Annotated in this window: 12 protein-coding genes; 8 read left to right on the top strand and 4 right to left on the bottom strand. The window is 71.2% G+C overall.

Going from position 1 to position 12,136, the window contains the following annotated elements:
• Positions 1-211: 211 nt before the first annotated feature.
• Complete coding sequence (gene dnaB / locus NDW01_RS17260; protein WP_252821731.1) at positions 212-1,564, top strand: replicative DNA helicase; 1,353 nt, start codon at positions 212-214, stop codon at positions 1,562-1,564.
• A gap of 64 nt (positions 1,565-1,628) precedes the next feature.
• Here dnaB and NDW01_RS17255 read toward each other — a convergent pair whose 3' ends face one another.
• Genes NDW01_RS17255 through NDW01_RS17245 form a run of 3 tightly spaced genes read right to left on the bottom strand, consistent with a single transcriptional unit; the run spans position 1,629 to position 4,025 of the window.
• Positions 1,629-2,402, bottom strand: coding sequence for an ABC transporter permease (locus tag NDW01_RS17255; protein WP_252821729.1), 774 nt, complete (start codon positions 2,400-2,402; stop codon positions 1,629-1,631).
• Positions 2,399-3,337, bottom strand: coding sequence for an ATP-binding cassette domain-containing protein (locus tag NDW01_RS17250; protein ID WP_252821727.1), 939 nt, complete (start codon positions 3,335-3,337; stop codon positions 2,399-2,401). The genes NDW01_RS17255 and NDW01_RS17250 overlap by 4 nt, the downstream gene beginning before the upstream one ends.
• Before the next feature lie 25 nt (positions 3,338-3,362).
• On the bottom strand, positions 3,363-4,025 hold the full coding sequence (locus NDW01_RS17245) for a DUF4097 family beta strand repeat-containing protein (protein WP_252821726.1): 663 nt from the start codon (positions 4,023-4,025) through the stop codon (positions 3,363-3,365).
• Positions 4,026-4,248: 223 nt separating this feature from the next.
• Here NDW01_RS17245 and NDW01_RS17240 point away from each other — a divergent pair, with 223 nt between their 5' ends.
• The 7 genes from NDW01_RS17240 to NDW01_RS17210 all read left to right on the top strand — a co-directional run bounded on the left by NDW01_RS17240 (position 4,249) and on the right by NDW01_RS17210 (position 11,295).
• On the top strand, positions 4,249-4,965 hold the full coding sequence (locus NDW01_RS17240; RefSeq protein ID WP_252821724.1) for a helix-turn-helix domain-containing protein: 717 nt from the start codon (positions 4,249-4,251) through the stop codon (positions 4,963-4,965).
• Between the two features lie 102 nt (positions 4,966-5,067).
• Complete coding sequence (locus NDW01_RS17235; protein WP_252821722.1) at positions 5,068-7,002, top strand: KAP family NTPase; 1,935 nt, start codon at positions 5,068-5,070, stop codon at positions 7,000-7,002.
• Between the two features lie 55 nt (positions 7,003-7,057).
• Positions 7,058-7,624, top strand: coding sequence for an RNA polymerase sigma factor (locus NDW01_RS17230; protein WP_252821720.1), 567 nt, complete (start codon positions 7,058-7,060; stop codon positions 7,622-7,624).
• Complete coding sequence (locus tag NDW01_RS17225; RefSeq protein ID WP_252821717.1) at positions 7,621-8,340, top strand: hypothetical protein; 720 nt, start codon at positions 7,621-7,623, stop codon at positions 8,338-8,340. The genes NDW01_RS17230 and NDW01_RS17225 overlap by 4 nt, the downstream gene beginning before the upstream one ends.
• Positions 8,337-9,080: an ATP-binding cassette domain-containing protein gene (locus NDW01_RS17220; RefSeq protein WP_252821715.1), complete on the top strand. Its 744-nt coding sequence runs from the start codon at positions 8,337-8,339 to the stop codon at positions 9,078-9,080. The genes NDW01_RS17225 and NDW01_RS17220 overlap by 4 nt, the downstream gene beginning before the upstream one ends.
• Entirely contained in the window at positions 9,077-10,549 is a 1,473-nt protein-coding gene (locus NDW01_RS17215; RefSeq protein WP_252821714.1) for a hypothetical protein, read from the top strand. Before NDW01_RS17220 ends, NDW01_RS17215 begins: the two co-directional genes overlap by 4 nt.
• Positions 10,546-11,295 (top strand): hypothetical protein, encoded by a 750-nt coding sequence (locus NDW01_RS17210; protein ID WP_252821712.1) that lies wholly within the window; start codon positions 10,546-10,548, stop codon positions 11,293-11,295. The genes NDW01_RS17215 and NDW01_RS17210 overlap by 4 nt, the downstream gene beginning before the upstream one ends.
• Here the strand turns inward: NDW01_RS17210 and NDW01_RS17205 are convergent.
• Positions 11,216-12,130: a nitroreductase/quinone reductase family protein gene (locus NDW01_RS17205; protein ID WP_252821710.1), complete on the bottom strand. Its 915-nt coding sequence runs from the start codon at positions 12,128-12,130 to the stop codon at positions 11,216-11,218. The genes NDW01_RS17210 and NDW01_RS17205 overlap by 80 nt on opposite strands.
• Between the last annotated feature and the right edge of the window lie 6 nt (positions 12,131-12,136).

Raw genomic sequence — 12,136 nt, 5'->3', positions numbered from 1 at the left:
CGCAGGTCACGGCCGTTATTCGGCGAGGCGATTCGAGTATCCACAGGTTGTCCACAGGCGATGTGCACAGCCGGATCGGCGTGTATGCACAGGTGGTCCACAGCGCCCTCCACAGATCGTTTTGCCTTCGATCCCGGACCGGCCGCAGACTGTCAGTCCCATGGGATAGACGTGGGAGACGTGAGCGTTTGAGGCGGTTGGGGGTGCCGAAATGAGCGTCACCGAGATGCCGTCACACGAGCGGGAGTTCGAGCGAACCCCGCCGCACGACCTCGCCGCCGAGCAGTGCGTCCTGGGCAGCATGCTGCTGTCCCAGACCGCGATCGCCGAGGTCATCGAGATGGTCCAGAGCCGAGACTTCTACCGTCCGGCCCATCAGACCGTCTTCGAGCGGATCCTCGACCTGTACGGCCGGGGCGACCCGGTCGACGCCATCACGGTGAAGGACGAGCTGCTCAAGCGCGGTGAGCTCAGCCGCATCGGCGACGCGCCCTACCTGCACACCCTGGTCGCGTCGGTCCCGACGGCGGCCAACGCCGGCTACTACGCGAAGATCGTCCAGGAGAAGGCCGTCCTGCGACGGCTGGTCGAGGTCGGCACCCGCATCGCCCAGCTCGGCTACAGCACCGACGGCGCCGACGCCGACGCCCTCCTCGACCGGGCCCAGGCCGAGGTCTACGCCATCGCCGACAAGCGTTCCGGCGAGGACTACTCGCCGCTCAGCGACATCATGCCCGGCGCCCTGGACGAGATCGAGGCGATCGGCAGCCGCGGCGGCCAGATGGTCGGCGTCCCCACCGGCTTCACGGATCTGGATGCCTTGACCAACGGCCTCCATTCCGGACAAATGATTATTGTCGCCGCAAGGCCGGCCATTGGGAAAAGTACCCTTGCTCTGGACTTCGCGCGGGCGGCGGCGATCAAGCACCAGCTGGCGACCGTGGTCTTCTCGCTGGAGATGGGGCGCAACGAGATCACGATGCGCCTGCTGTCGGCCGAGGCGCGGGTCGCCCTGCATGCCATGCGGTCCGGCACGATGAACGACGAGGACTGGACGCGGCTGGCCCGGCGGATGAGTGAGGTCGCCGAGGCCCCGCTGTTCATCGACGACTCGCCGAACATGTCGATGATGGAGATCCGCGCCAAGTGCCGGCGGCTGAAGCAGCAGCACGACCTGCGCCTGGTCATCATCGACTACCTGCAGCTCATGCAGTCCGGCAAGCGGGTGGAGAGCCGCCAGGTCGAGGTTTCGGAGTTCTCCCGGTCGCTCAAGCTCCTCGCGAAGGAGCTGGAGGTCCCGGTCATCGCGCTCTCCCAGCTCAACCGTGGCCCGGAGCAGCGAACGGACAAGAAGCCCATGGTGTCCGACCTGCGCGAGAGTGGGTCGATCGAGCAGGACGCGGACATGGTCATCCTGCTGCACCGCGAGGACGCGTACGAGAAGGAGTCCCCGCGGGCGGGTGAGGCCGACCTCATTGTGGCCAAGCACCGTAACGGCCCCACCGCCACGGTGACGGTCGCCTTCCAGGGTCACTACAGCCGCTTCGTCGACATGGCCCACTGACCCGAAAAAAGCCTCAGGGCCGTCAGACCCGTTGGTCTGACGGCCCTGTTCGGCCGGTCCACGGTCAGGCCTTGTTGAAGGTCTTCTTGGCCCAGAGGTAGGACACGGCGGCGATGCCGACGCACCAGGCGGCCGCGATGGCGGCGCTGTGACCGATCGGGGTGCCGAGGAGGAGGCCCCGGACGGTCTCCATGATCGGGGTGAAGGGCTGGTACTCGGCGAACCAGCGGATGGCCGTGGGCATGGAGTCGGTGGGGACGAAGCCGCTGCCGAGGAAGGGCAGCACGACCAAGGGCATCGGGGCGTTGCTGGCGGCCTCGGGGGTCGAGGACTTCAGGCCGAGGGCGACCGCGAGCCAGGTGATGGCCACGACGAACAGGGTGAGCATTCCGATGGCGGCCAGCCATTCGACGGCGGTGGCGTTCGGGCGGAAGCCGATCGCCAGGGCGATGCCGATGAGGACCGCCATGCCGACGAGCTGCTGGACGACGCTGCCGACGACGTGGCCGGTCAGGACGGAGGCCCGGGAGATCCGCATGGTGCGGAAGCGGGCGATGATGCCCTCGGTCATGTCGGTGGCGACCATGACGGCGGTTCCGGTCGCGGCCGTGGCCGCCGCCATGAGCAGGATGCCGGGGACGACGTAGTTGACGTAGACGTGGCGGCCACCGCCGAGGCCGGCGCCGAGGGTGCCGCCGAAGACGTAGACGAACAGCAGCAGGAGGATGACGGGCGTGATGATCAGCTGCACGGTCATGGACGGGTAGCGGATCAGGCGCTTGAGCTGGCGCCGGACCATGGTGGAGGAGTCGCGCATGGCGAGGGCGAGGGTGCTCATCGGACGGTCTCCTTCTGCTGGCCGGTGAGGGTGAGGAAGACGTCGTCGAGATCGGGGGTGTGGACGCTCATTTCGGCGACGTCGATCGAGTGGTCGTCCAGGAGGGCGAGCAGTTCGCGGATCGAGCGGACGCTGCCGTCGCTCGGCACCTGCAGGGTGAGCGCCTCGGGGTCGGGGACTCCGGCCTCGACGAGGTGACGGGCCGCCTCGAGCAGGTGCGTGCCGGCGAAGGTGAGCTCGATGTGGCCGCCGGGGATGAGCCGCTTGAGCTCTTCGGCGGTGCCCTCGGCGATCAGCCGTCCGTGGTCGAGGAGGGCGATGCGGTCGGCGAGCTCGTCGGCCTCCTCCAGGTACTGGGTGGTGAGGAAGATGGTGACGCCGGCGGTGACGAGTTCGCGCACGATCTGCCACATGGAGCGGCGGCTGCGCGGGTCGAGGCCGGTGGTGGGCTCGTCCAGGAAGATCAGTCGCGGGTCGCCGACCAGGGTCATCGCCAGGTCGAGCCGGCGTTGCATGCCGCCGGAGTAGGTCGAGGCCGGTTTGCGCGCCGCGTCGACCAGGTCGAAGCGGTCGAGCAGCTCGGCGGCCTTGCGCTTGCCGTCCCTGCGGGACAGGTGCTTGAGGTCGGCCATGAGGAGCAGGTTCTCCTCGCCGGTGAGCAGCTTGTCGACGGCCGAGTACTGGCCGGTGACGCCGATCGCGCCGCGTACGTCGTCCGGCCTGCGGGCCAGGTCGTGGCCGGCGACCTGGACGGTGCCGCCGTCGGCCCGGATCAGGGTGGACAGGATCTGGACGGTGGTGGTCTTGCCGGCGCCGTTCGGGCCGAGCAGGGAGAAGATCGTTCCTTCGGGGACGGCCAGGTCGACGCCGTCGAGCACGACCTTGTCGCCGTAGGACTTGCGCAGCCCGTTCGCCGCGATGGCCAGGTTCGTCATGACGCTGCTCCTTGGAGGCTGCTGATCAGAGGCTGCGGGCGGTGATGTCGCCGTTGGAGGTGGTGGCGTGGAGGTCGAGTTCGGTGATGCCGTCGTTCTTGAGGGCGTTGGTGATGCGGCCGTTGGGGGTGCCGGCGTCGAGGGCGGCGGAGACTCCGGTGGCGGCGCCGATGGTGATGTCGCCGGACTGGGTGCTGAGCACGACCTTGCCGCCGGTGGCTTCGGTGATCTGGATGTCGCCCCTGGCGGTGCTGATGTCGGCGGGGCCGCCCAGGCGGCCGACCTCGACGTCGCCGTCGGTCGCGGTCAGGCGCAGGCTCGCGGCCTCATCCAGTTTGATGTGGCGGTAGGCGCCGTCGAAGGTGACGTCGCCGAGGCGGCCGACGGTCCGCAGTTCGGTGGCGGCGGCCTTGCCCTCGACGCGGGAGCCGGCGGGCAGCTGGATCGTGACCTCGATGGATCCGGAGGGACCGAGGATCTGGTTGCCCGTGGGGACGTGGATCCGCAGGGTGCCGTCGGCGTATTCGACCGTGGTCTGCTCGGCGGCTTTGACGTCGCGGTTCTTGGAGGGGTTGGCGGGGCGGACGTCGACGGTGGTGTCGGTGCGGTCGGCGGCGATGACCTGCACGCGTCCGGCGGGGATGTCGACGACGGCGGTGATCGGGGCGGGGGTGGTGAACTTCTGCATCGTGCGCTCCGTGCGGCTCGTTGTTTCGAACAACGCAAACGCTACGTTGCTTTTCTGTTCTCTTCAACGAGCTCGTTGCGACGCTTGAACATCAGAGCAGCTCACAAGCTGTAATTCATTGCAATGAGGTTGAGTTTAATGCAACACTGGAGCAGGTGTTCGTTGCGATGAGTTGGCAGTGAACGCTATGCTGGAGGCATCGGGAAGCACGGAGGAGGTTGTGATGCCGGGAGGCAGGCTCACCCAGCAGGACCGCCAGCGGATCGCCTCAGGGCTGGCGGACGGGCTCGCTTATGCGGAGATAGCCAGACGCCTCGACCGCCCGACCTCGACGATCACGCGTGAGGTGATGCGCAACGGCGGCCCCACGGGCTACCGCGCCGACCTGGCCCACCGCGCGACCGAACGCCGCGCCCACCGGCGCAGGCAGGCCGCGCCCCCCGGGCTGCAGGCTCACGGACGCGACGACGAGGCCGTGCGTGAGTACGAAGAGACGCTCACCACCGTCTTCATGCAGTCGGGCACGCCCGCGATGATGGCCCGGGTGCTGGCCCGCCTCCTCTGCAGCGACACGGGCAGCCTCACCGCGTCCGAGCTCGTCCAGCGCCTCCAGGTCAGCCCGGCCTCCATTTCCAAAGCGGTCGCCTTCCTTGAGGAGCAGGGCCTCGTCCGCCGGGAACGCGACGAAGGCCGCCGCGAGCGCTACGTCGTCGACGACGACGTCTTGTACCAATCGATGATCGCCAGCGCCCGCGGCACCGCCCAGGTCGCCGAGACCGCACGGCAGGGCGTCGCCGTCCTCGGCCCCGACAGCCCGGCCGCCGCCCGCCTCCAGAACATCGCCCGCTTCCTCGACTTCGTCACCGAGAGCATCATCCGCGCCGCCGACCAGGCCCGCGAGGTCCTCCACACCAGGGGCGAAGCGCCCTCCGGCGAATAGGATCAGTCTCCCCGTCACCCGCGTACCCCGCTTACGCCCTCTCGCGGGCCGGGAGCGTTCTGTGGTCGGATATGGCGGGATCTCCGACACGGTGGTGGACGCGTGACACTGGCCTTTCTCGAATCGGCGGTCGACGCCGACAACCCCCTGTATCCGGTCACGCCCATGCGTCTTGCGTTCTTCGTTCGCCAGGCGCTGGCGAGGGCCGCCCGGCCCGCGGGAATCGCCACCGCCACCGTGTACGAGGAGGTCTGGGCTCGTCGAGAGGAACTCGCGGAGCGCTTCGAAGACGGGCTCGACGAATACCGGCGTGAAGAGGCGGACGCCGATGCCGAGGAGTCCACCTGGCGCGTTGTGGAGTGGACCTGCGGTGTCGTTATGGGAGCCGCGGGTCTGACCCTGTTCGCCGTCGGCGGCTCGGTGGCGTCCTCCTGGTCAAGGCACGAGCGCATCTCTCTCGGAATGTGGGTCGCGGGGGCGGTCGCGGGAGGTCTCTTGTTCCTGGCGGTGCCGGTCCGCCGCCTCACCTGGGCGGCTCAGCACCGGATCGACCGGCGGAGAACGCGGACCTACCGAAAACTGATCACGGGTGATCTCACCGAGGAGATCGCCGCGATGGTCGACGAGATCCTCCATCGCGACGACGAGCGCCTGCGCGGCGCGCTCCTGCACCAGATGCGGGCTCCCAGCCTGGTGGAGTTCGGGTCGACGGCGGTGGTCCGGTCGGGAAGCTTCGAAGAGGTGCAGGCCCTGATCGCCGGGCACGTCACCTCGGCGGTCGGCGTCGCCGGGTCGCGCGGCGCGGGCAAGACGACCTTGCTGCGGCTGCTGTGCGAGGGGGACCCCGACCTGTGGCGGCCGGAGTGGATCGGCGTGTACCTGCCCGCTCCGATGAACCCGAAGGAATCGGAGTTCGTCAAGGTCATCTACGGTGCGGTCGTCCGGGCCGTCATCCTCCGCCGTGGTGTTCCTCTTCCCGAGCGCGGCCGGGTCCGCGTCCGCCGCCGATCGAACAGCGACGTCGACTGGGCCCTGGCCACGCTGGACGGCATCACCGGGAGCCGGTCCCGGCAGTGGGTGCGGAAGGGCGGCCTCGCCCGGTGGGGGGTGTCGGCCGAGCTTTCGGGCCAGGTCACCTGGACCGAGCGGGACCTGAGCCGTGCCGACTGGGTCGAGGACTTCCGCGGCTTCGTCCGCGGGCACCGGGTCCGTGGCGGCGCTCCGATCCTCATCGCCGTCGACGAACTGGACAAGGTCGCCGACTCCGAGAAGGCGATCGAGGTGATCAACGGGATCAAGGACCTCTTCCACATCGAAGGCGTGCACTTCGTGGTGTCGGTCTCCGATGACGCCCTGCGGCGGTTCGCCGCCCGGGGCATCCCGGTGCGGGACGCGTTCGACACCGCCTTCGATACCGTGATCGAGGTCGGCCGGCTCCGCGCCGAGGAGTCGTACGAGCTCCTGCGGCAGAGAGCCCGCCGGTTCCCGTACCCGGCCGCGCTGTTCTGTCACGCGTGGTCGGGCGGCCTGCCGCGCGACCTCGTCCGGACCGCCAGGGCGTGCATCACGGCGCAGGCTCATGCGAACGCGCCGATCGCCGTGGCCGACCTCGTCCACACGATCATCCGCCGAGATGTCACCGAGGTGATCGACGCGGCCGTCCGGCGTCGCCAGGACGGTGGGCCCGGGTCGCGGATCGAGGATCTCCTGGCACTGCGGAGGCTCCTGGAGGACGACGCCGAACCCCCGCACCGGCAGCTGGCCGTACGGAATCCGCAGGAGCCCGGTGACGACGGCCTGGAGGCGTCGCTCGAGGCGTTCCTCGACATCGCCACGGCGATCAGCGAGTACTACTCCGCTCCCCGCACCTCCGAGGAGTGGACGGCCGGCATCCGCTCGGGTGAGTTCCTGCGCCACGCGGAGCTGCTCGCCGGGGCGAAGGCCGCACTGGCCGTCCATCCCAGCGAAGCGGCCTGGCGGCTCGCCCGGGCGGAGGAGAGGATCGGCCGGTCGGTGTCCGGCGGAAGCGGCCACTGAGAAGATCCCGGCGATGGTCGTGAACCGATCGCGGTCCTGGCGCAATAGGGATGCGATGGATGACGACGGGCTGATCGCGGCCATGGCCGCCGGCGACGACGCGGCGACGCGGGAGTTGTTCTTACGGCATGCGCCCTGGCTGGCGACGCGGCTCCGGGCGCTGTTGCCCGCGGCCGAGGTGGAGGACGTCCTGCAGGAGACGTTCCTCGCCGCCTGGCGCGGTGCGGCCGGCTATCGCCCCACCGGCGCGGCGGGCGGCTGGCTGTGGGGCATCGCCCGGCGCCAGGCCGCTCTCGTCCTGCGCCGCCGGCGGCCTGCGCACCTGCTGCCGTCCGTCGTACTGGAGGACTGGCCGGACCCGGAGGATCCGGCGGAGGCGGCATCGTCGCGGGCCGATCTCGACGGAGCGGTCGCGGTACTGGGCCCGCCGGGCGACCCGGATCCGGAGGTGTGGCGACTGCTGTACGTGGAGGACCGCCCGGTCGCCGAGGTGGCGCGGCTCATGGGGGTTCCCGCGGGAACGGTCAAGAGCCGGGCGTACCGGGTGCGGCACCGGCTGCGCGCGGCGCTGCGCGTCACCGGAGAGGGCGGCCGCCGGGCCGAGGAAGGAGGCGCGGGATGAGCGATTCGGATGCGCGGCCGGCCCACGCGAACGTGCCGGAGGACGTGGACCTGGACCGGGTATGGACCGGGATCGCCACCGGGCTGTGGCGCCGCGACGTGCGGTGGCCGGAGCGGACCATCGGGCGGTTGCTGCGTTCGCCGGGCCTGGCGCGGGCGCTGCTCACCACTCCATCGCTGCTCGTGCCCTGGTTACTCGCCAGCACGGTCGTGCTCGGGGCGGGGACGGTGGCGACGGCGGCCAGCGGACGGCCTCTGGTGAGCCTCGTGGCGCCGGCCGTGGCCGCGGCGGGCATCGCCTACGCGTACGGTCCCGGGATCGATCCGGCGTGGGAGCTGTCGTGCAGTGCGGCCGTCGGTGTGCGGATGGTGCTGCTGGTGCGGGCGTTCGGCGTGCTCGCGGTCGACACGGTGTTCGGGCTGGCCGGCTCGGCGGCGTCGGGCGCCACGGTCGGCGTGACGTTCGGCTGGCTGATCCCGATGACGGCCGTGTCGGCACTGGCGCTGGCGACCGCCACGGTGACACGGTCGGCGCTCGTCGGCACCGTCGCGGGATCGGCGGCCTGGGCCGGCACGGTCCTGTACGCGCGCACCGCCGAGGGACGCCTCGCCGCCGTCGTCACCGACTCCTCCTTGGTCGTTCCGTACCTGGTGGTGACCGCCTCCTGCACGGCGATCGTCCTGTTCACCACCCGGATGCCGAAAGGATCGTCGTGACCATCGAGATCACGGAGGTGACCCGCCGGTTCGGCCGGACGGAGGCGGTGGCCGGGGTGGATCTACGGGCGGGGCCGGGCGTCCTGGGGCTCCTGGGCCCCAACGGCGCGGGGAAGACGTCGTTGCTGCGGATGATGGCGACGGTGATCGAACCGACGTCGGGGCGGCTGCGGCTGCTGGGTCGTGATCCGAGCGTTCACGGTGAGCGCCGGGAGCTTCGACGCCGGCTGGGGTACCTCCCGCAGAGCCTGGGCTACTACCCGGGCTTCACCGTGGTGGAGTTCGTGGAGTATTTCGCGCTGCTGAAGGAGATGCCCGCGGCCCGGGTCCCCCGCGCCGTCGCCGTCGCCGTGGAACGGGTCGGTCTGGGGGAGAAGGCGAAGGCGAAGCTGCGGACGCTGTCCGGCGGGATGCTGCGGCGGGTGGGGATCGCGCAGGCGATCGTGAACGACCCGGAGCTGCTGCTCCTGGACGAGCCGACCGCCGGGCTGGACCCCGAGCAGCGGGTCGCGTTGCGTGCCCTGCTGCGTGAGATCGGCACGCGCGCCACCGTCGTGGTCAGCACGCACCTGGTGGAGGACGTCGGCGCCGCGTGCGGTGCGGTGGCGTTGATGGACCGGGGGAGGGTCGTCTTCCACGGCACGCCGGACGAGCTGGCGGCTCAGGGGGATGACCGCGGCGTCGGCGACGCGCCGTTGGAGCGCGGGTACACCGCGGTGCTGGCTCAGGTGCGGTCATGACCCTCGCCGTCGCGCGCCGCGGCCCGCGTCCGCCGGGCCGCTCCGTGACGCGGCTGGTGAGCCTGGAGCTGCGCCGCAGCACGATGGTCTGGATGCTGCCGGTCGTCGCCGGCCTGTTCTGGTACAACGCCTTCCGCGAGAGCATGGCGCTTCCGCCGTTGTGGAACCTGCGGGCGATGGCCATGCAGCAGTCGATCCTGCTGGACTTCGTCCCCCCGGTGGTGGGCGCCGCCGCGTGGCTGGGGTCGCGCGAGGGCCGTCACCGGATGGGCGATCTGATCGCCGGCACCCCACGATCGGGCTGGACCCGCCGGCTGGTCGCCTGGGCCGCCTGTACGTGCTGGGCCGAGGCGGCCTATCTCGGCTGCGTGGGCGTGCTGTACGGGGTCACCGCGGGGCAGGCCCCGTGGGGCGGCCCGCTGTGGTGGCCGGCCGCCGTCGGCGCCGTCGGCATCCCGGCGATCTCCGCGCTCGGGTTCGTCGTCGGCGTGTTCCTGCCCCACCGGTTCACCGTCCCGCTGACGATCCTCGCCGTGTTCTTCGGGCTCGGGTTCGGCCTCTACCCCATCCACACGACGCCGTCGTACTGGCAGGTCGACCCGCTGTGGGCCCCGCCCAACGCCTCCGTGGCGACCTTCTACCCCTACCGTCCCGACCTGCCGATCGCCCAGGTCATCTTCCTGATCGGGCTCACCGCCGCTCTGCTCGGCGTCGTCGGCCTGCCCGGCGCAGGGCGGTGGCCGCGCCGGGTCGCCGTCTGTCTCGGTGCGGTCGGCATCGCCTCGGCCGCGACGAGCGTGCTGCTGGTCGGCACGTCCCGGCCGGACGGGCACGGGATGACGCTCATCCCGGCGCTGCACGACTCCGCCGACGATCGGCCGGTCCCGTACACGCCGGTCTGCGGCCGGACCGCGATCCGGGTCTGCGTGCACCCGGCGCACGCGGCGTACCTGCCCGTTGTGACGGACGCGCTCGGACCCGTGCTGAGCGAGCTCGCCGGCGTACCGGGCGCGCCTCTCACCGTGGAGGAGACCGCTCCGGTGTTCCGGCAGCGGGGCGACGACGTCGTCGTCGGCGGCGGAGGCCCGCGCACCGTCGGCGGCCGTCCCGAGATCGGCCTGGTCGTTCCGGACACGCTGCCCGGCGAGTACGGCATGACGACCGCGGAGTTCACGAGGGCGGTCGCGTCCTCCGCCGGCCTTGATCTGATCTCCACTGTCGTCGGTCGCACTCCCCACCCCGGCCCGGCACAGCGGGCGGTCACGATGGCGCTGCTCACGGTGGCCGGGATCGACGGGGGCCGGATGGCCGCGCGTCCCGCCGAGAACGGGCTGCCGAGCCCCGGGAGCCCGGAGTTCGACGCGGCCCGGCGGTTCGCCGCACTTCCGTTCTCGACCCGGCATGCCTGGCTGGTCGCGCACGCGGCCGCGCTGCGGGCAGGCCGCCTCACGCTGCGAGACCTGCCGTGAGCGCTGCGTCGGCCCGCATGCCGCGGGCGCGCACCCCGTGTCGGGCCGGACTGCGCCTCGTGCGGCTGTACGCGACCAGCCGCAGGCTGCCTCTCGCCCTGCTGATCCTGCTGACCTGCGCCGCCGGAACGCGGGTCGCGCTCCACTGGAGGTGGAACACCTACGGCGCGCTCCAGATGCCGCTGCTGTTCGAGACGGCTGCCGCGACGGTCATCGCCGCCACGGTGGGAAGCCCGTTCGGTGATCCGGAGAGCGCGACCGGTCCGCGGCGCCATGTTCTGCGGCTGGGCGGCACCTCGGTGCTGATCGCCATCGCCATGGGGGCGCTCGTCATCGCGGGAACCGGTCTGCACCTCGCCGGCGGCACCGCGGGCGTGGTCCGCAACGTCGCCGGCTCGACCGGTATCGGCCTGCTCTGCGCCGCCACGCTCGGCGCCGGTCTCGCCTGGACGGGTCCGACGGGCTACCTGGTGATCGCGATGTACGCGCAGTACACCCTGTGGCACGGCCCGGCGGTGACCACGCCGTGGGCCTGGCCGGCCCGTCCGCCGTACGACGTCGGCGCCGTCGTCTGTGCCGGCCTGGTGTTCACCGCCGGTATGGCCGTCACCGCCGTCCGGGGAGGACCGAGCTCGCCTGAGCGTCCATGGCACGGCCGGGGCGGGCTCACCGCCGCGGAGGCGTGGCGCCCACCGCCGGAAGGAGGTTCGCCTCCTCGTACGCGAAGTGGTCCTCCAGGCCGGTGACCACGCGGTCCAGTTCGGCGCGGAACCGCGTCACGTCGTCGCCGGACGGCCCTTCCCGCAGCAGCGCTTCGAAGTCCCGCAGGGCCTTCTCCATCACGTGGTGCTCGGCGCGCAGCCGCTCGATGACCGGGACCAGGTGCGGGAACTCGTCCTCGAACGCGGAGAACGCGCCGTTCTCGCGAGTGTGGTGCATGTGCAGGCCGTAGCAGAAGGTCAGGCAGTGCCGGCGCAGCTGGGCGGTCAGGTCCGCCGGAGGGGTGGGATCCGTACGGCCCGGCCCGCCGGCGAGGAGGTCGTCGATCCGCGCCCGTACGTCGCGTAGGTCGGCGCGGAGCTCCTCGTGGTGGCGGACGAGCTGCTCACCGATCATCCGGGCGCGCGCGGCGTCGGCGGCCAGGTCCAGGGGGTGCAGGGCGACCACCGGGATCCTCCGGGTGGTCTGCTCCTGGTACCGGCGGAACGCTGGGTTGAGGGCGCACTGGCGTTCGTACCAGTGGTCCCGTTCGTCGCCGTCGAGGACCACGGCGCGGGCGGCGAACGGGCGTACGCGGCCCTCCTCGGTGCCGACCTCGATCGTCGCCTGCGAGCCGGCGAGCAGGTTCTCGTACCAGTCGGGGTGCTCCGGCCGCCCGGCGTTGGAGGCGAACACGAGGTACCGGCCGCCGTCGCGGAGGTGGACGACGGGCGTGGTGTGCGGCCGGCCGGTCCTGCGGCCGGCCGTGGTCAGCAGGAGCAGCGGAACGCCGTCGAAGACCCCGCCGACCTTGCCGTTGTTCGCGCGGAACTCACCGATGACCGGGTCGTTCGGGTTCGGTGCCACGGGCGTTGCGTTCATGGGCGA

This window comes from Actinoallomurus soli, assembly GCF_024055715.1.
Classification (GTDB): Bacteria; Actinomycetota; Actinomycetes; order Streptosporangiales; family Streptosporangiaceae; genus Actinoallomurus; species Actinoallomurus soli.
Note: the sequence above shows the minus strand (reverse complement) of the source record. Positions and strands in the feature narration are given on the sequence as shown.